This window comes from Scleromatobacter humisilvae (assembly GCF_023231945.1).
In the GTDB taxonomy this organism is placed as follows: Bacteria; Pseudomonadota; Gammaproteobacteria; order Burkholderiales; family Burkholderiaceae_C; genus Scleromatobacter; species Scleromatobacter humisilvae.
The window spans coordinates 237,713-262,176 of record NZ_JAJLJH010000004.1; the positions used below are offsets into that span (position 1 = coordinate 237,713).

Genomic DNA, 24,464 nt, shown 5'->3' on the forward strand with positions numbered 1-24,464 from the left:
TGAAGCTCGACAGCGCCATGTGCGCTGTCGCACTCAGGAGACCGGTTTCGCCGGCAGGCGCGACGTCTTCGTGCCGCCGCGAACGGCCGCGGCCCCGGGAGTCTTCGCCTGCGCGCCGCGCACGTCGAACGACACCGTGTCCAGCGCCACGCCCCGCGCGTCGACCAGTTCCAGCACGTGATGGCCCGGCCACGGCGACCACGGCAGCGGCCGCGCGGCGCCGAGGCGCTTGCCGTCCAGCCGCCACGCCGCGCCCGCCGGCGCCGGTGCGACCGCCTCGAAGCGCAGGCGCTGCACCGCGGGCGGTATGTCGGGATCGAGTGCGACGACGGAGCGGTCGTCCGGCGAGACGATCATCCGCTGCGCCGCGCCGGCCGGGCTCGCCGGCGTCACGCGTGCGGTCTCGGTGCCGGCAAGGAACCACTCGGTGCGCGGCGCCTCGAGCTGGCCGTCGAACGAGACGGGCTGCGCCACGAGGCCGTCGGGCGGCGTCGGCACGCCCGACGCGAGCGCGGCGGGCGCGCGCGCGTCCCCCGTGCCCGCGCGCAAGACGCGGCCCGGGTGATCGGCCGCGACATCGCTGCGCTGCAGCGCGTCCATCACCGTGCGCCACACTGGCGCGGCGCCGGTCACGCCCGAGACCGCATGCATCGGCGCGCCGCCGGCGTTGCCCACCCACACGCCCACCGTGTAGCGCGCGCTGAAGCCGACGCACCAGTTGTCGCGCATGTCCTTGCTGGTGCCGGTCTTGACGGCCGACCAGTAGCGCGTGGCCAGCGCGTTGTCGAGGCCGAAGGTCGGCACGCGGGCGCCGTTGTCGGCCAGGATGTCGGCGACGATGAACGACGGCGCCGCCGCCATCACGCGGGTACCCGGTGCCGTATCTGACGGCCGCAGGCGCGGCGCGCCGACCACGCCGCCGTTGGCCAGCGCGCGGTACGCGTTCGCGAGCGACAGCAGCGTCACCTCGGGCGAGCCGAGCGCGATGCTGTAGCCGTAGAAGTCGCCGGGCTTGCGGATCGGCAGGCCGAGCGCGACCAGCCGCCGCGCGAAGCGGTCGGGCGACACCATCACCGCGGTGCGCACGGCCGGCACGTTGAGCGACGAGCCGAGCGCGGTGCGCACGGTCACCGCGCCCTTGAAGTCGTGGTCGTAGTTCTGCGGGATGTAGAGGCCGGACGGCGTGTGCAGGCGCGCGGGCGTGTCCTCCAGCACCGAGGCCGCGGTGAGCCAGCGCTGCTCGATCGCCTGCTCGTAGAGGAAGGGCTTGAGCGTGGAGCCGGCCTGGCGCGGCGCGACCACGGCATCGACCGCCGCGGCCTGCGACAGCTCGCCGCTGGAGCCGACCCAGGCGAGCACGTCGCCGGTGGCGTTGTCCAGCACGATGACCGCGCCGTCCTCGACGTCGCGATCGCGCAGCTCCGCGAGCTGCTGGCGCAGCGCGTCGCGCGCGCGGCGCTGCGTGCCGGCGTCCAGCGTCGTGCGCAGCGCGCCCGGCGGCGGCGCCTTGCCCAGTGTCTTCAGCACCTGGCGCGCGAAGTGCGGCGCGAGCTGGTCGCCAGCGTCCACCGTCGCCGTCGGCGCGCGCGACAGCACCAGCTCGGCGAAGCCCTGCGCGGTGGCGCACGCGTCGCCACGGCCCTGCACCTTCAGCACGCCGCACGCGCGCTGGCCGACCAGCGCGGGCGCCGCGTTCGGCGCGCGCAGGAGCGCCGCCGCGATCGCCGCCTCCTCGGCGTTGAGCCCCGACGGCGCCTTCTGGAACAAGGCCTGCGACATCGCCGCCACGCCCACCTGCTCGCCGCGGAACGGCACCAGGTTCAACCAGGCCTCGAGGATCTGCTCCTTGCTCCACGTGCGCTCGATGCGCAGCGCCGCGGCCGCCTGCTCGATCTTGGCCGTCACCGAGCGGCCGCCCCTGGGCAGCGCGAGATCGGGATCGAGCAGTCCCGCGAGCTGCATCGTGATGGTCGACGCCCCGCGCGTGCCGCCGGCGTTCGCGCGACCGATCGCCGCGCCGGCGACGGCCGTCCAGTCGACGCCCGCGTGCTGCAGGAAGCGCTGGTCCTCCGACGCGATCGCCGCCGCGCGCAGGGCCGGCGAGATCTGCGCCAGCGGCACCCAGGCGCCGCGCCGCGCGTGCGCATCGGTGCGCACGGTCTGCACCGGCTGGCCGTGGCGATCGAGCAGCACGGTCTCCGAGCTGCGATACGACCCGCGCACCTGCTCGAAAGACGGCGTCGCCGCGCGCGCGCCCAGCGACACAGCCAGGCAGGCCGCGAGCACGCTGGTGCGCAGCAGGTGCGATGTCACGGCTGCACCGTCCACGCCGCATTGGGCGACTCGCCGAACATCTCCGGCGCGTACATTGCCTCGACACGCGTCTGCGGCATGCCGAAGCGGCCGGGGTTGTTCAGGCGCATCGTGTACTCGATGCTGAACGCGCCCTTGGGCAGGTAGCGGTAGTACGCGCGGAAGGCCTCGAAGCTGCGCTCCTGGTACGCCAGCCAGCCGCGCTGGTCGTCCTTCTCGGTGCCGGTGCTGATCTGGTCGTCGTTGCCCAGGCCCGTGCCCAGCAGCGCCGCCCCGCCGGGCACCGGGTCGTTGACGACGACCCAGGTGGCGTCGGCCTGCACGTCGATGTCGAGGTGCACGCGCACCACGTCGCCGCGCGACCACTTGCCCGCCGCCTTCTGTTCGACCGGCGTGATCGTCTTCGCGATGCGATAGCCGCTGCCGAAGGGTACGGTGACGGGTACCGCCGCGCGCGACGTGACCGTCACCCACGGCTTGCCCGTGCCGTCGTGGTCGACCTGCAGGTTGGCGTCGGCCTTGTTGCCGTTGACGGCGAAGCCGGCCGGCCAGCCCAGCGGCAGCGAGCCGCCGGCGGGGATCCTGGCCCAGTCGAACGACGTCGCCGCGCCCGGCACGCCGAAGCCCGCGCGGGTGACGCCCTTGACGGGGACCGACTCGAACTTCTTCGAGAACGCCTCCATCGCGACGCTGCCCCACGCGTTGGCCACCGTCGTCGACCAGCGGCCGAACTGCTGGCGCTGCAAGGTGCCGGTGACGATGCGCGGCACGTCCTCGACCCAGTCCTTGCGATCGAGCACCGCCATCGTCATGCGCACGCTGTTGACGTCGCCGTTGACCATGAGCCACCACCAGCTGTCGTCGCGCTCGGTGGAGAAGCCCAGGCGCGTGCCCTGCACGTTCAGGCGCGCGCGCAGGATCTGCTCGGCCTCGGCGACGCGCTTGTCGTGGTCGCGGATCGCCGGCACGCGATCGAGGATCTGCAGCCAGTCGATCACCGCGCCGGTGGGCCACTGGTTGGGCAGGATCTGGATCGAGTCCAGCATGCGCGGCTGCACCTTGCCGTCGCGGCTCAGCGCCTCGATCGCGGCGAGCTTGCGCACGTCCAGGTCGCCGTTCTTCAGGAAGGCCGGCCGCCAGAAGTCGCGGTTGACGCGGCCCTCGACGAAGCCGATCAGCCCGCGTTCCATGCTCGCCTTCGCATCGGCGGGCAGCGCGAAGTCGTAGCCCAGCTTCGTCGCCTCGTCGCTGATCGCCAGCACGTAGGCGGTGAGGCTGTCGCTGCCGGAGTGCGGCGTCGAGCCCGGGAAGTAGTTCAGCACGCCGTCCTCGTCCTGGTACAGCGAGATCTGGTCGACCAGCGCGTGCCACTGCGCGGTGTCGCGCAGGCCGATCGCGACCGAGGCCCGTTGCTCGAAGCAGTTCCACGGGTAGACCGAGAAGAAGTCGCGCACGCCCGGCAGGCCGTCGCCCAGCCTGGGCTTCAGGGCGACGTCGATGCCGCCGCGCAGCTTGCCGGTGCCATCGGACAGCGCGTTGGCCGGCGGCGCGATCGGGATGCGCACGGTCTTGTCCAACTGCATCAGCGTGGCCTGCTGAACCGTCACCGGCACGGCCTCGGCGATCTTCTGTGCGAACTTCATGCGGTCGTGCGCCGAGCCGGCGTCCGCGGCGACCGTCCACGCGACGCTCTTCACGTTGAACGGCACGTCGACGTCGAACGCGACGTCCGCCGCCGCGCCCGCCGCGATCGCCACCGTCTGCGTCGCCAGCGACCGCTCGCCCGCCGACGCCGCCAGCGACGCGTTCATCGCCGCCTTCGACGTATTGCGCAGCGTGAACATCGCCTGGTAATGATCGCCCTCGCGCACCAGCGGCGGCACGCCCGACACGATCTGCAGGTCCTGCGTTGCCGCGATCGTCGCCGAGCCGGTGCCGAACAGCGCGGCCTGCGCGCCCTGCACCACGTCGGCGACCGCGACGATGCGGAAGCTGGTCAGCGAGTCGTTGAGCGGCACGGACACGACGGCCTCGCCCTTCGCATCGAGCACCACGCCCGGGTTCCACAGCAGCAGCGTGTCGAACAGCTCGCGCGTCGGGAACTGGCCGCCGCCGCCGCCCGGGGGCGCGGCCTTCTTGCCGAAGTGGCGCTTGCCGATGATCTGCATCTGCGCGGTGGCCGTCTCCACGCCGTAGTTGCGGCGCTGGATCATCGCGTCGAACAGGTTCCAGCTGTCGTTGGCCTTCAGCGAAAGCAGCGCCTCGTCGACCGCCGCCAGCGTCACCTCGGTGCCGGCGGGCGCCGCGCGGCCGTCGGGCAACGTCACCTTGATGCGCACTTGGCTCGTCGCGCGGATCGGGTACGTGGACTTGTCCGGCACCACTTCCACCTTGAGCCGGTGCGCCGCGTCGCCGACCGAGATCTCGGTGATGCCGAACTTGAACGCCGGCTTGGCGAGGTCGACCATCGCCGTCGGCGCCTGCCAGTCCTGGCCCTCGTCGCGCCACGCATGCCACCATTCGACCGGCGACTTCCAGCCCCACGTGAACAGCGAATACCACGGCACCTCGCGCACGCGCCCGCGCACCGCGAGCACCGACACGAACACGTTGGGCGCCCATTCCGCCTTGACCGGGATCTCGACGGTCGGATCGCGGCCATCGAGTTCGACGGTGCGCGTCTCGAGGATGCCGTTGCGCTCGATCGCGACCAGCGCGGTGGCGTGGCGGAACGGGCTGCGGATCTGGAACCTCGCGGTCTGCCCCGGCTCGTAGGCGCGCTGCTCGGGCAGCACGTCCATGCGGTCGTCGTTGGCGCTGCCGAACCAGACCTCGCCCGCGCGCGTCACCCACACGCTCGAGGCCGCGCGCGCGAGGTGGCCCTGCGCGTCCTTGGCCTGCGCGATCAGCTCGACCTGGCCCGAGGTTTCCAGCGTCGCCTCGCACAGCACCAGGCCGCGCGCGTCGCTCTTGCCGGAACAGACCTCGCCCAGATCCTCGTCGACGTTCTTGTTGTCGTAGGCATAGAAGCCGCCGACGAGCCGCTTGCGCGCGGAGATCTCGCGATGCACGACCGCGCGCACGCTGACGTCGACGCCCGCCTGCGGCTTGCCGTGCGTGTCGAGCGCGACGACCTGCGCCGGCAGCTTCTGGTGCACCGAGACCCAGTCGTCGGTGCGCACGCCCAGCACGACGGCCGCCGGCCACAGCGGCAGCGTCTGGCTCAGCGTCTGCACCTCGCCGTTCGGGTCGGCGTAGTTGGCCTGAACCAGCAGCTCCCTGGTCGCGGTGACCGGCGGCAGCTTGCTCAGCGTCACCTTGCCGGCGCCGGACTTGTCGAGCGTGACGGACAGCTTGTCGGCCACGAGCTTCGAATGCGTGTCGCGCTGCGAGACCATCCTGTCGGCGTCGTCCTCGTCGACGTACTCCTCGCTGAACATCGCGCCGTCGCCCGGGTTGTCGGCGGCGGTCGAGGCCTTCGGCGGCTCGAAGTGGAAGCCGGGATAGCGCGCCACCGGCACCACGCCGGCGATGTCGACGTCGCGCACCTGCGCCGACACCTTCAGCGGCAGGTTGGCCGCGCCGCCGCCGTTGCCGTAGTTGACCATCACGTCCATCGTCAGCTCGCGCGGGTCGACCTGCGGCCCGGCGGGCGGCACGAGCCGGCCGATCATCGCGGGCAGGCGGAATTCCTCGACGCGGAACGAGCCCGTGCCCACCGGCGCCAGGCCGGGCCGCAGCAGCGTCACGTCGTAGACACCCAGCTTGGCGTCGTCGGGGATCTTCCAGACCGTCTCTGCGTAGCGGCCCGCGCGCCACTCCAGCGGGAAGTCGAAATGGTCGCCCGAGCCTTCGTGCTGAATGTGCAGTGTGGGCGGCAGCGCGCCGGCATCGACCATCGCGAGGCCGGTGAGCAGCTCGCGCCGCGCATGCGTCTTCATCGAGACGGTCTGCCCCGCGCGCAGCAGCGTGCGGTCCATCACCGTGTGGAACAGCTCGCGCGACACCTCGCCGCCGCCCCACGAGTTCAGGTTGAAGCGCCAGGCCTCGATGCCCTCCTGCCAGGTCGACCACACGAAGGCCATGTCGGCGCGGCCCTGGGCGTCGGTCTTGCGCGCGCTGACGAAATAGCCGTTCGGCAGACCGGTCTGCCCGGCCCAGCGGCCGCCCTCGCTCTCGCCACAGCGCAGCATGCCGGGGTTGGTCAGCTGCTCGTCGATGCGCGCGAAGCCCTGCGCGTCGGTCTGCCCGCTCCACACCTTCCGGCCCTCGCAATCGGACACCTGCACCGCCGCGCCCGCCACCGGCTTGCCCTTGTCCAGCGTGGTCACCCACACGCCCGAGTTGACAGGCGCCCACTTGAAATGCACGGACAGGTTCGTGACGAGCACGCCCGTGCGCACGTACATCGGCGCCGCGCGATCGAGCAGGGCCTGGCCCAGGCGCGGCGACTCGATCTCGACGACGTGGTAGCCCGGCTGCGGCAGCGGGATGCCGATCACCTCGAACGGATGCGGCTCGGTCTGCGACTCCGCCGGCAGCTTGACCGTGCGGACGTTCGCGGCGTGGTTCAGCAGGCTCACGGTGCGCGTCTGCACGGCGTTCGGATCCTGCGCGTTGACGTCGGACTCGTCGGCGTCCTCGTCCTGTTCCTGCTGCGTCTTCGTGCGGCCGTGATCCTTGGCCGCGCGCTGGTTCCTGACGGCCACCGGCGGCGGCAGCTTGATGCCCAGTTCGCTCTCGACGGACGTGCGATCGAGCGAGGTCTCGTTGTAGCGCACCAGCTTCGCGAACCACTCGATGATGGACGGGTCGTCCGCCAGCGTGAGCTCGCGCGCCGGCGCGCCGCCCAGCGTCATCGCCTTGATGCCGAGGTTGCCCTCGATCTTGCGCACCGTCAGCGGCAGCACGGGCTCGGCGTTGAGCTCGAGGACGCCGAAGGTGGCCGCCGGAAACTTCGCCAGCGCGGGTGCCTCGGACGTGCGCGTCTTCAACGGGAACTGCTCGGCGTTGTCCAGCCTGCGCCCCGAGTCGTCGGCGAAGTCGGGCGGCAGCTCGATGCGCAGGTCGGCCTTCTCGGGCAGCTGGTCCGAGAACTGCACTGCCGTGACGCCCTCGTCCGATTGGTCGTCGCCCACCGTGCCCTTGCTGCGGCCGAAGAAGTAGATGAACTTGTGCAGGCCGGACTCGTGCAGGTCGACCAGCGCATCGGCGGTCTCGCCGCGGTGCTGCTCGAATTGCGGCGCGTGCTTGCCGTCGGGCCCGACCAGCACGACCTTGCTGGCGACGCGCCTGGGCACCGGCGAGGAGAACTCGACGCGCAGCGGCCGCATCGGCAGGCAGTCGGCGCGCGAGTTGACGCGTTCGCAGGTGAAGCTGGCGGTGAAGGCCGGGCGCACCGCGTAGTTGAAGCGGCGGTCGTCCGTGCTGGCGACGCCGTTGGGGGTGGCGATGCCCTTGCCCCAGACGAGCGAGACCTTGGCCTCGGGCGCCGCCGGCCGCGCGCACTGCAACGTGACGCTGCGCGCCTGCTGCGGCACGAGGTTGACGGCCTTGAGGATCGCGTCGCGCGTCGCCCCGGCGATGACCTTGACCGGCACGCGCTCGCCGACGCCCGCGAACTCGCAATACGCGAAGCGCTCGATGCTGTCGGTCGTGGCCGGACCGTTGAGCAGCAGTGCGAAGACCTGCTGCTCCTCGATCTTCTGCCACTCGCCCGGCGACGGGTAGGCCCGCACGACGGCCGGGCCGCCCGTGGAAAACGCGAACTTCGCGTCGGCCGCGATCGCCGCGCCGGCCACCGACCTGATGCCCGGATGCGGCGCGACGCTGCACTTCGTGCCCGGCGGCAGGTCCTTGGCGAAGTCGAACACCCACGTCTTGTCGTCGACCCAGCGCGCCGTGCCCGCCTGCGTGCCGGCCGGCGTGCAGGCGACGTCCAGCGGCGCCGGCAGGCGCGGGTCGCCGAACTTGACCATGGACTCGCCGAACGTGGCGCGCACCTGGCGCACCAGCGCGACCTCGCCCACCGGCGACATCGTCTTCAGCGTGGCGTCGGCGCGGGCGAGCAGCGGCGATCCCGCCGCGACCAGTGCGATCCAACCCGTGACCAGACTTCGGCTCCACCGCATGACTTGTTCTCCCGCTTGTGGGGAGGCAGTCTATGCCGGCCTCGTCGCGACGCGCAGGCCTCGTGAGCGAAGTCTCACGCGCCGGAGCGCGGTCTCACGGGATTCACTTCTTCGAATAGATCTGGTCGAAGACGCCGCCATCGGCGAAGTGCGTCGCCTGCGCCTTGCTCCAGCCGCCGAAGGTGTCGGCGATCGTGAACGTGTTGACCTTCGGGAACTTGCTCGCGTACTTCGCGGCCACGGCCGGATCGATCGGGCGATAGAAGTTCCTGGCCTCGATCTCCTGCGCCTCCGGCGTGTACAGGTACTCGAGGTAGGCCTGCGCGACCGCGCGCGTGCCCTTGTGGTCGACCACCTTGTCGACGATCGCGACCGGCGGCTCGGCCAGGATGCTGCTGGGCGGGTAGACGATGTCGAACTTGTCGGCGCCGAATTCCTTCTCGGACAGGTAGCCCTCGTTCTCCCACGCCAGCAGCACGTCGCCGACGCCGCGCTGGGCGAACGTGACGGTCGCGCCGCGCGCGCCCGAGTCCAGCACCGGCACGTTCTCGTAGACCTTCTTGATGTACGCCCGCGCCGTCGCGTCGGTCGAGCCCGGCTGGTGCAGCGCCCAGCCGTAGGCCGCGAGGTAGGCCCAGCGCGCGCCGCCCGAGGTCTTCGGGTTGGCGACGACCACGGCCACGCCCGGCTTGGCGATGTCGCTCCAGTCGTGGATGCCCTTCGGGTTGCCCTTGCGCACCAGGAACACGATGGTCGACGTGTAGGGCGTGCTGTTGTTCCTGAACTTGCCTTGCCAGTCCTTGCCGAGCAGGCCCTTGTTGGCCAGCGCGTCGATGTCGTAGGCCAGCGCCAGCGTGACGACGTCGGCGTCGAGGCCGTCCTGCACCGCGCGCGACTGCGCGCCCGAGCCGCCGTGCGACGCGTTGATCTTCAGGTCGTCGCCCGTCTTCGCCTTCCAGTATTTCGGGAACGTGGCGTCGATGTCCTGGTAGAGCTCGCGCGTCGGGTCGTAGGAGACGTTGAGCAGCGTGATGTCCTTGGCGAACGACACGGCGGCGGTGGCGGCGAGCGCGACGGCCAGGAACGTTCGGGCAAGGAGGCGGGGGGTCGTCATCGGGAAATGTCCTCGGGGTTTCGGTTCGGAAAGGTCTTGCGAGCTGAGCACAGGCTGAACGTCATTCTGGAGACGCTGCTCGGCGGCGGCAAAGAACATAAACGTCGTTGCTTAGGCGGCCGACAGCGTGAAGGGGCTGCCGGCGGACGCGGCGTCGTCGACCGACTCGCCCTCGCCGTCCAGCTCGATGGCGCCCGCCGCCAGCAGGCCGTGGCGCTTGAGCAGCGTTCGCACCATGTTGCGCGTGACGCCCAGCGCCCGGGCCGAGCGCACCTGGTTGCGCTGGGCATGCTCGAACGCGGCATGCACCAGCGCGCGCTCGACGGCGTCGAACAGCCCGTCGCCGCCCTCGCGCAGCAGTTCGTCGAACACGGCCGGCAGGCGCGAGCGCGCATCGGCGGCCGGGACCGGCGCGCTGGGCGGCGAGGCGGCCTCGGCGACCGGCGGTCGATAGCCGCCGTAGCCGGGCGCCGGCTCCGGACTCGCCGCCCCCGCGCGACGATCGACCGGCGGCAGCAGCGGCACGAGCTTCAGGTCGGACGCCTGGATCTCGTCGCCCGCGCACACGATCAGCGCGTAGTGGATGACGTTCTCCAGCTCGCGGATGTTGCCGGGCCAGCTGTAGCGGCGCAGCGCGTCGCCCGCGTCATGGCTCAAAGGGATCGTGCGGATGCCCAGCCGGTTGCAGTAGACGCCGATGAAGTGCTCGGCGAGCGGCAGGATGTCGGCCTGGCGCGCGTGCAGCGCGGGCAGGCGCACGCCGGCCACGCTGAGGCGGTAGTAGAGGTCGGCCCGGAAGTGCTGCGCGGCGACGGCGCGCGCGAGGTCGATGTTGGTCGCGGCGACGAGCCGTACGTCCAGGGGTATCGGCCGGCGCGAGCCGAGCCGCACCACCTGGCGCTCCTGCAGCACGCGCAGCAGCTTGACCTGCAAGGCCATCGGCAGGTCGCCGATCTCGTCGAGGAACAGCGTGCCGCCGTTGGCGGACTCGAACCAGCCGGCGCGCGCATGGCTCGCGCCCGTGAAGGCGCCGGCCTCGTGGCCGAACAGCTCGGCGTCGATCAGCGTCTCGCTGAACGCGCCGCAGTTGACGGCCACGAACGGGCCGGCGCGGCCGCTGGTGGCGTGGATGTGCCGCGCGATCAGCTCCTTGCCGGTGCCGGTCTCGCCGGTCACCAGCACGGTGGCGTCGCTGCGCGCGAGCCGCTCCACGTGATCGAGCAGCAGGCGCGACTGCGGGTCATGGAACACCAGCGCCTTGGCACGGATCGTCAACGGGGCGGTGTGCGAGTCCGGCAGGGTCAGAATCTTTGCCACTTGGGGTCGTGAGTCTGGGTTGCGGGAGTGCAAAGTTACGTGCAGTGTTGCGTCGCACCAAGCAATCTCTTCGTCTGTCGATATGAAGGAATCGACAGCTCGCGGCGCGCAATGCGCATTCGCGCGCCTGCCTGCATCGAATGCAGCAGCCTGTCGCTTGCGCGCGCTTCATTCGCAGCAGAACCGTCGCGCGGCCTGCGTTTCGCGCTGGCGCGCGGCTTGGAACGCGACGCGGATGAACAACACACGCCCCCGTCGGCCACGTGCTGGCCGCCGTGCAGCGGCTGGCGCATGAGCGATCTACCAGGCGGGCGCTGACGCTGCCGGCTTCGCGCCCGCCGCGGCGCTGGCCGTCGCGACCGGCGCCTCGCCCGCGCCCGCGAGCGCGAGCACGGCCACCGCGGCGAGCGACACCGCCGCCAGCAGCCCGAAGCGACCCAGGAGGCTGCGCGCCGGCCTCGGCAACGGCGTGCCGGGCTCGACGTCCTGCAGTCCCGTGATCATCGGCCGGATCAACCGGTGGCGCTTGACGACCACGTGGAACGCGACCGCCAGCAGATGCAGCGCCAGCAGCACGAACAGGCCGTCGGCCAGCAGGCGGTGCCAGCCCGTCGCGCGCGAGCCGGCGCCGTCGCCGACGAGATGGTTGAGCGGGCCGGCGAAGGCGATGTCGTCGTTGCCGAACAGGCCCGTGGCGGCCTGCAGCGACAGCAGGCCCAGCAGCGCGAACACCGACAGCGCGCCGAGCGGGTTGTGGCCGACGCCGCGCCACCGTCCGCGCAGGTAGGCGATCACGCTCGAGGGCGACGGCGCGAAGTGCGCGAAGCGCGAGGTCGCCGATCCGACGACGCCCCAGACGATGCGAAACACCAGCAGGCCGACGATGGCCAGCCCGGCGCGGCCGTGCCACGGCATCCACGCGCCGCCGAGCTCGCCGGTGACGATCGCGGCGGTGACGGCCACGACCAGCGACCAGTGGAACACGCGCAGCGGCAGGTCCCACAACAGGAAGCGCCGCGCGCCCGCGCGGGACGCGGGCGCGAGGTCGACGGCGCCATCGACGGCGCCGAAGTCGGACAGCAGCTCGGGCGGGGTCATGCCGGCCTCCGCACGGCTTCAGGAGCGCGGCGCCGAAGCGGCACCGGCCACGCGCCGCGGCCGCGGCACGATGTGCGCCACCGCGGTGCCCCCCTCCACTTCGTACTCCTCGGCGCCGGTCGCGCCGACGACGTTGAAGCCCTTGGCCGCCAGCAGGTCGGCGGCCGCGCCCGCGCGCTGCGAATGGTTCGAGACCGTGACGATCGCGCGATCCTTCGGCAGCCACGCGAGTTCCTTCTCCAGATCCTTGTTCTGCACGCTGAGGAACACGGGGAAGCTGCCGAACTCGATGAACTCGGCCGGCGCGCGCAGGTCGATGAACAACACCGAGTCGGGCCTGGCCAGCAGCGCATCGACGTCGGCCTTGCCGAGTCGCTTCGCCTTGAACTTCCAGGGCTGCGCGAGGAACTGCTGCACGCGCTTGACGGCCGCCGGATCGGACGCGCCGCCTGCGACATGGATCGGCGGCGCCAGCGGGGACTCGGCGTCCTGCGCCGAAACGGAGACGAAGGCGCCGGCGAACAGCGCGGCGAACAGAAGACGATGGGCGGTCATGTCGGAAGCTTTCTCTGGAAGGAAGTGGACGTCGCGCAATGCCGCGAGACGGCACGCACTGGGCCATCCATCTGCAGCAAGCGTGCCAGCGGCCTGCGCCCCGCATCGGGCTGGCGGCGAGTTCGATGTCCACCAACCCGCGCTGCATTCCGCGCAATGCTTCATCGAACGTGCTGCACCTTCAACAGCGCCGCGCCGCGCGATCGCATGCGGCCCGGCGCGCAGGCCGCCTTGCTCGATCCGTCGACCGCGCAGGCGGCCGCGAGTTCGATCACGCAACGCATTTGTTTATCCGACGCCGATGGCACAGGCGCTGCATTGGAGGGGCATCACCCTTTCCAGTTCCAACGCCATCGAGGAGTCTCAGTGAGCCGATCGTTCCTTCGCCTGCAACAACAAGAACACGCCAAGACCCGCTTCACCATCGCGCCCGTCGCGGCCGCGATCATCGCGCTTACCATGACCGGCGCGTCCAACGCGCAATCCGCCGCCGCCGCCGCGGCCGCGCCAGCCGCCAGCAGCGCCGAGGCCGCGAACGAGGCCCCCGCGCTCGACGCCGTCACCGTCCACAGCCGCAACCGCATCGAACGGCTGCAGGACGTGCCGATCTCGGTGTCCGTCACCACGGGCGCCGAGCTCGCGCGGCTCGATGCCTACGGCGTCGACGCCATCGCCAAGCGCGCGGCCAACGTCTCGTGGAACCAGGGCAACCAGCGCACGAGCAGCCTGTCGATCCGCGGCATTGGCAAGATCGGCCAGACCGAGGCGCAGGACCCCAGCGTCGGCGTGATCGTCGACGGCGTCAGCTATGCCTACAACGCGCTGACCTCCAGCTTCGACTTCGTCGATGTCGACACCGTCGAGGTCGCGCGCGGCCCGCAGGGCACGCTGCAGGGCAAGAACGCGAGCGTCGGCAGCATCACCATCAACTACAAGCGGCCGTCGTTCACGCCGACCGCCGACTACACGCTGGCGTTCGAGAAGAACAACGGCGTGCTGGGCGTCGCCGCGATCGGCGGCCCGGTGATCGACAACCTGCTGGCCTGGCGCGGCACGTTCTCGGTCGACCGCCAGCAAGGCCCGCGCGCCAACGCCTACAACCGCGACCAGACCTACACCAACACCGATCGCGTCTCGGGCCGCGTGCAGCTGCTGCTGACGCCCAGCGACGACTTCAGCGCCCGCCTCGAAGGCGACGTGCAGCCGCGCGCCGGCGAGACCACCAACGGCAACACGATCAACACGCCCACGCCGGCGAAGTACGCCGACGGCGCCGCCAATCCGCTGACCACCGACGCATCCACCCGGCTCGCGCGCAGCTGGTTCGCCAACAACACGGGCTACAGCCTCGCGTCCTGGTACGGCGCCATCAACAACGACGCGCAGCACGCGCTCGTCACCGGCAGCAACGGCGCGAGCACCGAGCTGGACTGGAAGCTCGCCAGCGGCCACACGCTGACGTCCATCACGGCCTGGCGCTCGTACCACTTCGACGCGGTCAACGACGAAGGCACGCCGTTCGACGTCTACCGCAACTCCGGCGGCTTCTGGAACGACTACCACCAGGCCAGCCAGGAGCTGCGCATCAGCTCGCCCACGGGCGGCTTCGTCGACTACCAGGCGGGCCTCTACTTCATCAAGGTCAACATCTCGGCCACGTACAACCGGTCGTGGGGCAACGACGCGGGCGCCTGGTTCGCCAGCAACTCGCAATACTCGACGCTCGCCGCGACGCCCGCGGGCCAGCTGCTGATGGAGGACTCGCTGGCCAACGCCTCGACCGCCTACAACTCGCCGGCCGGCAAGCAGACGATCGAGAACAAGAGCGGCGCCGCGTTCGCGCAGGCCAACTGGCACCTGACCAGCGACTTCACGCTGACCACCGGCGCGCGGTTGACGCACGAGAACCGCACCAACGTCAGCAGCTCGTACGTGATCAACCCGGGCGACGGCGTCGACCTCGCCAACTTCAGCACCGGCACGACCGCGCAGCGCGACGCCGCAGCCGCGAAATACTTCGGCCCCGGCCGCACCTACGCGAGCCTGACGACGGCGGAGCTGGCGCAGGTCTCGGCGGCGCAAGCGATCCGCAAGGCCAACTTCGGGGTGCTGTTCCCCAGCACCGCGGCCAAGCCCTATCGCGCCAACCAGCCCGCGTTCGTGCTCAGCCCCAGCCTGAAGCTGACGCCCGACATCACCACCTACGCGTCCTACCAGCACGGCGAGAAGGCCGGCATCGCGCAGCTCGTCAACGGCATCTCGACGCCCGCGGCGGCCGAGAAGACCAACTCCTTCGAGCTCGGATTGAAGTCGGCGCTGCTGGACAAGACGCTGATCCTCAACGCCGACATCTTCGACACGCTGATCCACAACTACCAGCAGGCGGTGCAGGTCGTCGACCAGTACACGACGGCGTTGAACCAGGCCGCGGGCAGCAACGTCGTGGCCTACACGTCGGCCACGGGCAACGCGCCCAAGGTGGGCGTCTCCGGCCTCGAGGTCGACGGCGTCTATGCCGGCATCCCGCGCACGACGCTGCGTTTCTCGGGTGCCTACAACAGGGCGGTCTACAAGGACTTCCCGAACTCCGCGCAACCGGTGGAGAACGGCGACCTGACCGCGGCGTCCACCGTCACGGGGTTCGTGCATCCGGCCGAGCCGTATCGCAGCGTCAACGGCAAGACGCTGGCGGGCGCGCCGCGCTTCACGTTCAACGTCGGCGCCGACTATGCGCAGCCGGTCAGCGCCGACAAGGACGCCCACGTCAGCGCCAATCTCGCGTACAGCACCAGCTACAACACGGACGTGGCGCTGTCGAAGTACGCGGTCGTCGGCGCGCAGGCGCTGGTCGACCTCGCGGTGGGCGCCGGCAAGCACGACAAGAGCTTCGACGTCAGCGTGATCGTCAAGAACCTGTTCAACAACGAGACGCCGCAGGCGCGCACGTGGAACAGCGTCACGCCGGCGAATCCGCGCACCTGGGGCATCCAGTTCACCGGCCGACTCTGAGGCTCGCTGCCTCGTTCCCAACAGCGCGTGGAGCGCGCTGTTCGCCAGGCAACAGTCCGCCGCCTCCACTGCCTCGAAAGCATCGAAACCTGCCTCTGCGCACGCCGGAAAGCTGGCGCGCCATTTGCGTAAGCACCCACGGCATGTCCGCTTCTTCACCGACACCGAGTCGCCCATGAACAAATCCCTCACCGCCGCCCTTCTCTCACTCGGATTCGTCTCGCTCGGATTCGTCGCCGCCGGCTCGACCGCCGCCGACGCGCCGGGCGTCCCGGCATTGCCGGCCGCGCATCCCACGCTGCCGTCGACCGCCACCGCCGCCGTGCTCGCCGCCGCCTCGCCGGCCAGCGCCGCGATCGCGCGCGCATGGGCGTACACGCCCGTGAACCGGCCCGCGCTGCCGACCGTCAAGGCCAGGGCCTGGGTGCGCACGCCGGTCGACGCGTTCGTGCTTGCCAGGCTCGAGGAGAAGGGCCTCGCACCCTCGCCCGACGCCGACCGCGCCACCTTCATCCGCCGCGCGACGCTCGACGCGTGGGGCCTGATCCCGACGCCCGAGGACGTCCACGCCTTCGTCAACGACAAGTCGCCCAAGGCCTACGAGAAGCTCGTCGACCGCCTGCTCGCGTCGCCGCACTACGGCGAGCGCCAGGGCCGGCGCTGGCTCGACCTGACGCGCTACGCCGACTCCGACGGCTACAACGCCGACGGCACGCGGCCCAACATCTGGCGCTACCGCGACTACGTGATCGCGGCGTTCAACAGCGACAAGCCCTTCGACCGCTTCGTCAAGGAACAGATCGCCGGCGACGAGCTCTGGCCCGATCGCAACGAGGCGCTCGTCGCCACCGGCTTCCTGCGCAACTTCCCCGACGAGATCAACGCGCGCGACCTCAACCTGAAGAAGCAGGAGGTCGCCAACGACCTCACCGACACGGTCAGCTCCGTCTTCCTCGGAACCACGCTCGGCTGCGCGCAGTGCCACGACCACAAGTTCGACAAGATCTCGCAGAAGGAGTACTACCAGTTCCAGGCCTTCTTCGTGAACGCGAGCTGGAACGACGACGTCAAGGCGCTCGAAGGACCGACGCGCGCCGAGTGGATCGTCAAGCAGGCGAAGTGGGAGGAGGCGACCAAGGACATCCGCGCGCAGCAGGACGCGCTGCTCAAGCCCGTCATCGAGAAGCTCGAGAGCGACCGCCTGTCCGGCTTCGTGCCCGACACGCGCACGTCCATCACCAAGCCCGAGGCCGAGCGCGACGCCTACGACCGCTGGATCTACCACCGCAACCTGTGGACGCTGTCGGGCCGCACGCGCAACGCGGTCGCCGACCTGAAGAAGAAGGACAAGGACGGCTACGCGAAGTACCAGGCGCTCGAGGAACAGCTGAAAGCCTTCGACGCGATCAAGCCGCAGGATCCGGGCAACATCTCGACGATGTCCGAGCTCGGACATTCGGATGCCCCACCCACGTATGTGCTGTTCAAGGGCATCTACGACCGCAAGCTCGACGAGGTGCAGCCCGGCTTCCCGGCGCTGCTGACCAGCGCCAAGCCGAACATCGTGCCGACCGCGACGTCCTCGGGCCGCCGCACCGCGGTCGCAGAGTGGATCACCTCGCCGGACAACCCGCTGACCGCGCGCGTGTTCGTCAACCGCCAGTGGGCGCAGGTGTTCGGCAACGGCATCGTCGAATCGGTGAGCGACTTCGGCAAGATGGGCGTCAAGCCGACCAACCCCGAGTTGCTGGACTGGCTGTCGGCCGAGTTCGTGCAGGACGGGTGGAGCGTGAAGAAGCTGCAGCGCGAGATCCTGCTGTCGCACACCTACCGGCAGGCCTCGGCGCCGCGCTCCGAGGCCGAGAAGATCGACCCGACCAACAAGCTGCTGTGGGCCTTCCCGCGCCAGCGCCTGGAGGCCGAGGAGATCCGCGACTCGCTGCTCGAGGCCTCGGGCCTGCTCGAGGACAAGCTGGGCGGCCCGTCCGTCTTCCCGCCGCTGCCGGCCGGCACCACGGCGCCGAACCGCAACTTCTGGATCACGTCGGACAACCCGCACGACGTCAACCGCCGCAGCGTCTACGTCTTCATCCGCCGCAACCTGCCCTACCCGCTGCTGGACACCTTCGACTGGGCCAACCCGCAGATCGTGCACAACAAGCGCGATGTGACGACGACCGCGCCGCAGGCGCTGGCGCTGATCAACAGCGACCTGGTCTACAGCTGGTCGAAGTCGCTCGCCGGCCGCGTGATCAAGGAAGTGCCCAAGGGCGGCGACGCGGCGCGCATCGCTCGCGTCTACGAGATCCTCTACGCGCGCCAGCCCGACGCGTTCGAGAAGACGCGCCTGCTGGCCTTCCTCGAGAGCCAGCAGGACGTGCAGGCCAGGCAGATCGCGGCCGGCAAGAAGGTGAACCTGCCGGATGGCTTCGGCGTCGCTCCGCCACTCGAGTCGGAGGTCGCCAGGCTCTACAAGGTCGCCTACGGGCGCGCGCCGGATCGCTTCGAGCAGGCCGCGCTCGTCGAGTTCATCGACAAGCAGAAGGCCAGGGAAACGAGGTGGGCCACCGCGCCGAACCCGAACTACGACCCGGTGGCGCTGGCCTCGGCCGCCGCGGCCGCGAACGCCGCCGCCAACACGCCGCCGCCCGCCGACGACGCCACCTCCGCCAGCGACGACAGCCTGAGGAACGACCCCGAGGCCGCGCACGCCGCCGCCTTCGTCGACCTCGTGCACGCGCTGGCCAACGCCAACGACTTCCTCTACCGCTTCTGAACACGGAGATCACCATGAGCCATTCATCGCGTCGCGACTTCCTCGGCCACGCCGGCCTCGGCCTCGGCGCCGCCGCTCTCGGCGGGCTGGGCCTGCAGCTCGACGTGGCCTCGGCCGCCGAGCTGGAGGATCCGCAGGCCCCGCGCCAGCCGCATTTCCCGGCCAAGGCCAGGTCGGTCATCTGGCTGCACATGGCCGGCGCGCCCAGCACGCTGGACCTGTTCGACTACAAGCCCGAGCTGGTCAAGCTGGCCGGCAAGCCGCTGCCCGACTCGTTCGCCAAGAACCTCAAGACGGCCACCGATGGCGGCGTCGGCAACCTGCTGGCCACCAAGCGCACGTGGAAGCAGTACGGCGAGACGGGCGCGTGGGTGTCGGACTTCCTGCCCAATCTCTCGAAGCAGGTCGACGACATCGCCTTCCTCAAGGGCTGCAAGACCGAGGGCGCGACGCACATCATCTCGTCGCTGAAGCTGCACACCGCGGGACTGGTGCCGGGACGTCCGGCGCTGGGCTCGTGGGTGCAGTACGCGCTCGGCTCGGCCAACCCCGACCTGCCAGCCTTCGTCGTGCTGCCCACCGGCACCGGCGCGGCCGGCGGCGGGCGCGGCGCGGTGATCTGGAGTTCGGGCTTCCTGCCCGCGGCCTACCAGGGCACGGCCTTCCGCAAGGGCGACTCGCCGATCCTGCACCTGGCGCGGCCCGAAGGCGTCATCGACACCGAGCAGCGCAACACGCTGGACCTGATCGCCGCGCTCAACGAACACGGCGCGATCACGCGCACCGGCGACACCGAGCTGGCCGCGCGCTCGAAGTCCTACGAACTCGCGTACCGCATGGAGAAGTCGGCGCCGGAGGCGGTCGATCTCGCCAAGGAGACGGCGGCGACGCGCGAGCTCTACGGCATCGGCGCCAAGGAGACCGACGAGTTCGGCACCGCGCTGCTGCGCGCGCGCCGGCTGGTCGAGCGCAACGTGCGCTTCATCCACGTGATCTCCGGCGCGCCGGACAACTCGGTCGACAGCTGGGACGCGCACAACAACCTCGAGAAGAACCACGCCGTGATGAGCCGGTCGGTCGACAAGCCCATCGCCGGCCTGCTGGCGGACCTGAAGTCGCGCGGGCTGCTCGACTCGACGCTGGTCGTGTGGACGTCCGAGTTCGGCCGCACGCCCTACGGCCAGAGCGGCAACGGCCGCGACCACAACCCGTGGGGGTATACGAGCTGGCTCGCAGGCGGCGGCATCAAGCCGGGCAGCTACGGCTCGACCGACGAGATCGGCCTGCGCGCGCAGACCGGCATCGTCGACACCTACGACCTGCAGGCAACCATCCTGCACCAGCTGGGCCTGGACAACCGCAAGGTCACGTTCCAGTACCAGGGCCGGCAGGAGCGTCCGACCACGGTGTTCGGCGACGTCATCAAGGAGATCGTCACCTGATGCGCCGACTGATCATCGCCGCCGCGCAACTCGCGCTCGCGGGCGGCGCGCTGTGCGCCACGTTCGACGTCGACGGCGACCTGATGCGCGGCATCGACGACACCGCCAAGAGCCTCGACTCGAACGTCGCGCAGAAGGACGCCAAGGCCGCGGCCGCCGACGCGCGCTCGCTGGTCGACACCTTCGCGCACGTCGAGTCGCACTACGGCGAGAAGCCGGAGACGGCCGACGCCGCGGCCTTCGCCCACCACACGCAGGAGCTCGCCGCGCAGTCCCTCAAGGCCATCGAGGCCAACGACTTCGACGCCGCCGGCGATGCCGTGGCCCGACTCACCCGCTCGTGCAAAAGCTGCCACGAGGTCTACAAGAAGGATTGACATGCGATCCAGTTCGCGCGCCCGCGCGACGTTCGCCGCCGTCGTCGTCATCCCGCTCGCCGCGACCGTCGTCACGGCCGCGCGCGCCGCGAGCGTGCTCGACTTCGACGTCTGGATGCGGGCCATCGACAAGCACAGCGTCGACGTGCAGAAGAACATCGCCGCCAACAGGACCGACGCCGCGGTCGCCGACGCGCAGGAGCTCGCGCGCCTGTACGGCCTGATGGAGGCGTACTTCGTCGACGACGGCCACGCGCCGGACGCGGTGACGATGTCGCAGAGCGGCAAGGCGCTGGCCGCCGCGATCCCGACCGCGCTCGCGGCCCGGGACGTCGACGGCGCGGCGAAGTCCGCGCTCGATCTCGCGCACGCCTGCAACGACTGCCACGACAACCACAAGCCGTTCCAGTGACCCTCAACCATCGTCCCCACATGACATCGATTCCGAGATCCCTTCGCCTCGCCGTGATCGCGGGCGCGCTCGTCGGCGCCGCCGCCGCAATCGCGCAGCAGGCGCCCAAGCCCGAGAACCTCATCAAGTGGCGCCAGTCCGCGTTCCAGGTCGTCGCCTGGAACTCCGGGCGCATCAAGTCCAGCCTCGACTCGGGCTACAACAAGGAGCAGGTGCTCAAGGCCGCGACCGCGATCGCGGCGATCGCCAACTCCGGCCTCGGCAGCCTGTTCCCGGCCGGCACGGAGACCGGCAAGGGCTGGCACGACACGACGGCCAAGGCCGAACTGTTCGCCAACAGCGCGAAGTTCGCCGAGCTGGGCGGGGACTTCGGCAAGGAGTCGGGCGAGCTGGTGCGCGTCGTGTCCTCGGGCGCGGACGCCGCGGCCGTGAAGGACCAGTTCGGCAAGCTGCAGAAGACCTGCAAGTCCTGCCACGACGAATTCCGCAACGCCAATTGAACGCCATGAAAAACACGACACGATTCACCCTCGCCGCCGTCGCGCTCGCGGCCCTCGCGGGCGCGCACGCGCAGAACGCGCCCGCCGCCGCGGCCGCGGCGCCCGCGCCGCGCGCGCTGCCCAAGGACTTCAGCTTCTTCGTCACGAGCCAGCCCATCGGCCAGGGCGGCAACCTCGGCGGCCTGGCCGGCGCCGACGCGCATTGCCAGAAGCTCGCCACGGCCGTGGGCCACGGCGAGCGCACCTGGCGCGCCTACCTCAGCACGCAGGCGGCCGACGGCCAGCCCGCGATCAACGCGCGCGACCGCATCGGCGCCGGCCCGTGGACGAACGCGCGCGGCGCGGTCATCGCGCGCGACGTCGCGCAGCTGCACGGCGACACCGTCGAACTCGCGCAGCTGGGCAACAACCTCAGCAAGGCTACCGCCTACACCGAGACCGGCGAGATCCGCCCCGGCTTCGGCGACAAGCCCAACCAGCACGACATCATCACCGGCTCGCTGCCCGACGGCCGCGCGTACACCGACGCCGCCGACCACACGTGCCACAACTACACCAGCAGCGCCCCGGACGCGTCGACCCAGCTGGGCCACTTCGACCGCGCCGGCGGCGGCAACACGTCGTGGAACTCCGCGCACAAGAGCCGCGGCTGCAGCCAGGACAACCTGGTCAGCACCGGCGGCGCGGGCGACCTCTACTGCTTCGCGGCGAATTGAACGCGGTCGTTGAGGCGCCGCCACCGGAGACCGTGAGCGATTGACGACCGGATTGGGGTCTCGGACTGGGGTCACACGGATTGGGGTCAGTCGCGGATTGGGGTCAGGTCTTGCCTTTTGCCCATTTACTGGGGTCAGGTCTTGCCTTTTGCCCGGGGCGCCCGCGGAAAAGAGGACGAATTCACCTCTGCGAAATCGCCGCTCAGTCGCATGAGCAACTGCAAGGTACGGAGCAACGAGCTTGCGTGAGGGCCTCGAACGCGACCAGCAAGTACCGGCTGACAGCCCCCATTCGCACGACTGTGGCGCTCTGAAAACTGCAGGCAAAAGGCAAGACCTGACCCCAACGAGGAGGCAAAAGGCAAGACCTGACCCCAACGAGGAGGCAAAAGGCAAGACCTGACCCCAACGCGAACGCGTGTGACCCCAACGCGTGACCCCAACGCGTGCCTGCAACGCGTGCGCCCCCAACGCGAACCCGGGCGGAGCCAGATCCCTCGGCCTTCAGCGATTGGCGACGACTTCCTTGTAGACCCACGTCACGAAACGATCGCGCGTCGCCGGCGTGCCCTGCGGCACGTGCGCGTCGAAGTCCGCCGTCGGATGCGCGGCGATGATCTCGTCCAGCGTCTTGCCCTCCTCGACGAGCTTCTGCACGCGGCCGCGCAGCGCCACGATGAGGTCGCGCTGCGCCAGCACGGCGTCGCGGGTGACGATCGGGCCGTGGCCGGGGATGATCTTCGTGGTCGGACCTGCGCGGTCGACGATCTCGCTCAGGCCCTCGAGGATGCCGGCCAGCGAGCCGCCGTTGGCGAGGTCGGCGTAGGGATAGCCGACGCTGCGGTAGATGTCGCCGACGGCGAGGATGTCGTGGCGCGGGAACGAGATCACCGTGTCGCCGTCGGTGTGCGCGGCCTCGACCGGCAGCAGGCGCACGTCCTCGCCATCGATGTGGATCGACAGCGACGCGTTGTACGTGACGACGGGCAGCGCCTCCTCGGCCGCCGGCTTGCCGGGCGTGCCGTCGGCGGCCGCTGCGGGGTGCTCGAGGCGCCAGCGCAGCTGGTCGCGCGCGAAGATCGTCGCGCCCAGCTTCGCGAAGTTGGCGTTGCCGCCGACGTGGTCGGGGTGCACGTGCGTGTCGACCAGGAAGCGGATCGGCTTGTCCGAGACGCGGCGGATCGCGGCGACGAGCTTGTCGGTCAGCGGCGCGAACTGCGAGTCGACCAGCAGGATGCCGTCGGGCCCGGCCAGCACGCTGATGCGGCCGCCCAGGCCCTCGAGCGTCCAGAAATCCGGTGCGAGCTGCGTCGTCTTGATCTCGATCTTGCTGTAGTCCGGGTCGGATTGCGCCAGGGCCGGCAGCGCGGCGCAAAGTCCCAGGGTCAAGGCGGCGAACGAATGAGCGAGGCGTGTCATGTCGAAAGCGTGTTGGCGGACGGGACGGCCATGCTACGGCAGTCCGCGTCCGCGGTCAGCACAGGGTCTATCTCGCGAAGTTGACGTCCAAGGGCACCTGCACTTCCTCCGCGCCGCCCGCGGAGCAATGCATGCGCTTGACGGCCGCCTGCACATACTTCGTGTATTCCTTCGGCCCGGACAGGAACGCGACGTCCGTCACCTGCCCGCCGCGTACCGTCAGCCGCGTGCGCACCGTGCCGGCGATGCCGACGCGGTCGATCGCCTCTTCGAGCACGGCGGCCAGCACCGACTGGTAGCCGGGACACGCGAGGCTGACCTCCTGACGCACGACCGCCGGCGGCGCGGGCGCCGGGGCCGGCGTCGGGGCCGGCGGCGCCGCGACGACCGGCTCGGGCGGCGGCACCGAGGCCGTCGCGGTGATCGTCGGCGCGGGCGGCGCGGGCGGCGGCACCACCTCGGGCGGTGGCACGTAGGCCGGCGGCGGCGTCGCGGCCTTCGGCCGGTCGACGACCTTCTCGATCTTCGGCGGCGGCGGTGGCGGGGGCGGCGGTGTCTCCGCAATGATGGCCATGTCGATCGGCTTGCGGACCGCGTCGACGACGTGCTGCGCGAGGCCCGACACCAGCGCCCAGCCGAACAGCACGTGGATGCCCGCGACGATGGCCAGGCCCGTGCCGCGCCCCCTGGCTTGCGCCTTCGCGCGCGCGGCCGGGCGCGCCAGCCGCGGGAACGCCAGCACCTCGGCGGGCTCGTGCGGCGCGCGCACGGGGATGGGCAGCGGCGCACGCAGCGCGACGCCGCGCGGCTCCAGTGAATCGAGTACAGCGCTCATGACGTCCTCATTTCGGAATGAATTGCTCGCTGCCGGTGACGCCGACCCTGGTCAGCCCGGCCTGGTTGGCCGCCACCATCACGGCGGCGAACGCGTCGTACTTCGCGCCCTGGTCGGGACGCACGTGCATCTCGGGCTGCTCCGGCTGCGCCGCGGCGGCGACGAGGTGCGCCTCGAGGTCGGCCGCGCCGGCCAGCGGCGTGCCGTTCCAGCTCAGCGCCCCGCCCGGCGCGATGTCGATCTGCACCACCTCGGGCTTGCGCGCGGCCGGCGGCGGATCGCCCACCGGCAGGTGCAGGTTGACCGCGTGCAGCTGCACGGGGATCGTGATGATGATCATCACCAGCAGCACCAGCATCACGTCGATCAGCGGCGTGGTGTTGATGTCGGCCACCGGCAGGTCGTCGACGACGGCGCGGCGGCGCGCGCGAGTCCTGTTGGGCATCGCGG

At 70.6% G+C, this 24,464-nt stretch carries 17 protein-coding genes; 7 read left to right on the forward strand and 10 right to left on the reverse strand.

Going from position 1 to position 24,464, the window contains the following annotated elements:
* Positions 1-33 precede the first annotated feature (33 nt).
* The 7 genes from pbpC to LPC04_RS16970 all read right to left on the reverse strand — a co-directional run bounded on the left by pbpC (position 34) and on the right by LPC04_RS16970 (position 12,812).
* The gene (gene pbpC, locus LPC04_RS16940) at positions 34-2,313 is read right to left on the reverse strand and encodes a penicillin-binding protein 1C (RefSeq protein WP_275683434.1); all 2,280 of its coding nucleotides are present in this window, start codon (positions 2,311-2,313) and stop codon (positions 34-36) included.
* Positions 2,310-8,444, reverse strand: a complete 6,135-nt coding sequence (locus LPC04_RS16945; protein ID WP_275683435.1) for an alpha-2-macroglobulin family protein — start codon at positions 8,442-8,444, stop codon at positions 2,310-2,312. The genes pbpC and LPC04_RS16945 overlap by 4 nt, the downstream gene beginning before the upstream one ends.
* 103 nt (positions 8,445-8,547) lie before the next feature.
* Positions 8,548-9,558, reverse strand: a complete 1,011-nt coding sequence (locus LPC04_RS16950) for a sulfate ABC transporter substrate-binding protein (protein ID WP_275683436.1) — start codon at positions 9,556-9,558, stop codon at positions 8,548-8,550.
* A gap of 111 nt (positions 9,559-9,669) precedes the next feature.
* Complete coding sequence (locus tag LPC04_RS16955; RefSeq protein ID WP_275683437.1) at positions 9,670-10,875, reverse strand: sigma-54 interaction domain-containing protein; 1,206 nt, start codon at positions 10,873-10,875, stop codon at positions 9,670-9,672.
* Between the two features lie 300 nt (positions 10,876-11,175).
* Complete coding sequence (locus LPC04_RS16960; RefSeq protein WP_275683438.1) at positions 11,176-11,973, reverse strand: cytochrome b/b6 domain-containing protein; 798 nt, start codon at positions 11,971-11,973, stop codon at positions 11,176-11,178.
* Positions 11,974-11,991: 18 nt separating this feature from the next.
* Positions 11,992-12,528 (reverse strand): rhodanese-like domain-containing protein, encoded by a 537-nt coding sequence (locus LPC04_RS16965; RefSeq protein ID WP_275683439.1) that lies wholly within the window; start codon positions 12,526-12,528, stop codon positions 11,992-11,994.
* Between the two features lie 161 nt (positions 12,529-12,689).
* Positions 12,690-12,812 carry a hypothetical protein gene (locus LPC04_RS16970; RefSeq protein WP_275683440.1) on the reverse strand — a complete coding sequence of 41 codons (123 nt, stop codon included), beginning with the start codon at positions 12,810-12,812 and terminating at the stop codon, positions 12,690-12,692.
* An 82-nt stretch (positions 12,813-12,894) separates the two neighbouring features.
* Here LPC04_RS16970 and LPC04_RS16975 point away from each other — a divergent pair, with 82 nt between their 5' ends.
* From LPC04_RS16975 to LPC04_RS17005, 7 genes are all read left to right on the forward strand, one after another.
* On the forward strand, positions 12,895-15,537 hold the full coding sequence (locus tag LPC04_RS16975; protein ID WP_275683441.1) for a TonB-dependent receptor: 2,643 nt from the start codon (positions 12,895-12,897) through the stop codon (positions 15,535-15,537).
* Between the two features lie 175 nt (positions 15,538-15,712).
* Complete coding sequence (locus tag LPC04_RS16980; RefSeq protein ID WP_275683442.1) at positions 15,713-18,313, forward strand: DUF1549 and DUF1553 domain-containing protein; 2,601 nt, start codon at positions 15,713-15,715, stop codon at positions 18,311-18,313.
* Between the two features lie 14 nt (positions 18,314-18,327).
* Positions 18,328-19,755 (forward strand): DUF1501 domain-containing protein, encoded by a 1,428-nt coding sequence (locus tag LPC04_RS16985; RefSeq protein WP_275683443.1) that lies wholly within the window; start codon positions 18,328-18,330, stop codon positions 19,753-19,755.
* Positions 19,755-20,132: a cytochrome c gene (locus LPC04_RS16990; protein WP_275683444.1), complete on the forward strand. Its 378-nt coding sequence runs from the start codon at positions 19,755-19,757 to the stop codon at positions 20,130-20,132. Before LPC04_RS16985 ends, LPC04_RS16990 begins: the two co-directional genes overlap by 1 nt.
* 1 nt (position 20,133) lies before the next feature.
* Complete coding sequence (locus tag LPC04_RS16995) at positions 20,134-20,544, forward strand: hypothetical protein (protein ID WP_275683445.1); 411 nt, start codon at positions 20,134-20,136, stop codon at positions 20,542-20,544.
* 20 nt (positions 20,545-20,564) lie between these two features.
* Positions 20,565-21,044 (forward strand): c-type cytochrome, encoded by a 480-nt coding sequence (locus tag LPC04_RS17000; protein WP_275683446.1) that lies wholly within the window; start codon positions 20,565-20,567, stop codon positions 21,042-21,044.
* Between the two features lie 5 nt (positions 21,045-21,049).
* The gene (locus LPC04_RS17005; protein WP_275683447.1) at positions 21,050-21,760 is read left to right on the forward strand and encodes a lectin; all 711 of its coding nucleotides are present in this window, start codon (positions 21,050-21,052) and stop codon (positions 21,758-21,760) included.
* Between the two features lie 504 nt (positions 21,761-22,264).
* Here LPC04_RS17005 and LPC04_RS17010 read toward each other — a convergent pair.
* The 3 genes from LPC04_RS17010 to LPC04_RS17020 form a co-directional block, all read right to left on the reverse strand.
* Positions 22,265-23,179 carry an MBL fold metallo-hydrolase gene (locus tag LPC04_RS17010; protein WP_275683448.1) on the reverse strand — a complete coding sequence of 305 codons (915 nt, stop codon included), beginning with the start codon at positions 23,177-23,179 and terminating at the stop codon, positions 22,265-22,267.
* 67 nt (positions 23,180-23,246) lie between these two features.
* Positions 23,247-24,014, reverse strand: coding sequence for an energy transducer TonB (locus tag LPC04_RS17015; RefSeq protein WP_275683449.1), 768 nt, complete (start codon positions 24,012-24,014; stop codon positions 23,247-23,249).
* A 7-nt stretch (positions 24,015-24,021) separates the two neighbouring features.
* Positions 24,022-24,459: an ExbD/TolR family protein gene (locus LPC04_RS17020; RefSeq protein ID WP_275683450.1), complete on the reverse strand. Its 438-nt coding sequence runs from the start codon at positions 24,457-24,459 to the stop codon at positions 24,022-24,024.
* Positions 24,460-24,464: the final 5 nt, after the last annotated feature.

What these genes read in the sequence shown, in the direction of transcription:
- LPC04_RS16945 (WP_275683435.1), bottom strand. Translation starts at nt 8,444, where the DNA reads ATGCGGTGGAGCCGAAGTCTGGTCACGGGTTGGATCGCACTGGTCGCG.
- LPC04_RS16950 (WP_275683436.1), bottom strand. Translation starts at nt 9,558, where the DNA reads ATGACGACCCCCCGCCTCCTTGCCCGAACGTTCCTGGCCGTCGCGCTC.
- LPC04_RS16960 (WP_275683438.1), bottom strand. Translation starts at nt 11,973, where the DNA reads ATGACCCCGCCCGAGCTGCTGTCCGACTTCGGCGCCGTCGATGGCGCC.
- LPC04_RS16965 (WP_275683439.1), bottom strand. Translation starts at nt 12,528, where the DNA reads ATGACCGCCCATCGTCTTCTGTTCGCCGCGCTGTTCGCCGGCGCCTTC.
- LPC04_RS16970 (WP_275683440.1), bottom strand. Translation starts at nt 12,812, where the DNA reads ATGCGTTGCGTGATCGAACTCGCGGCCGCCTGCGCGGTCGACGGATCG.
- LPC04_RS16980 (WP_275683442.1), top strand. Translation starts at nt 15,713, where the DNA reads ATGAACAAATCCCTCACCGCCGCCCTTCTCTCACTCGGATTCGTCTCG.
- LPC04_RS16985 (WP_275683443.1), top strand. Translation starts at nt 18,328, where the DNA reads ATGAGCCATTCATCGCGTCGCGACTTCCTCGGCCACGCCGGCCTCGGC.
- LPC04_RS16990 (WP_275683444.1), top strand. Translation starts at nt 19,755, where the DNA reads ATGCGCCGACTGATCATCGCCGCCGCGCAACTCGCGCTCGCGGGCGGC.
- LPC04_RS16995 (WP_275683445.1), top strand. Translation starts at nt 20,134, where the DNA reads ATGCGATCCAGTTCGCGCGCCCGCGCGACGTTCGCCGCCGTCGTCGTC.
- LPC04_RS17000 (WP_275683446.1), top strand. Translation starts at nt 20,565, where the DNA reads ATGACATCGATTCCGAGATCCCTTCGCCTCGCCGTGATCGCGGGCGCG.
- LPC04_RS17005 (WP_275683447.1), top strand. Translation starts at nt 21,050, where the DNA reads ATGAAAAACACGACACGATTCACCCTCGCCGCCGTCGCGCTCGCGGCC.
- LPC04_RS17010 (WP_275683448.1), bottom strand. Translation starts at nt 23,179, where the DNA reads ATGACACGCCTCGCTCATTCGTTCGCCGCCTTGACCCTGGGACTTTGC.
- LPC04_RS17015 (WP_275683449.1), bottom strand. Translation starts at nt 24,014, where the DNA reads ATGAGCGCTGTACTCGATTCACTGGAGCCGCGCGGCGTCGCGCTGCGT.
- LPC04_RS17020 (WP_275683450.1), bottom strand. Translation starts at nt 24,459, where the DNA reads ATGCCCAACAGGACTCGCGCGCGCCGCCGCGCCGTCGTCGACGACCTG.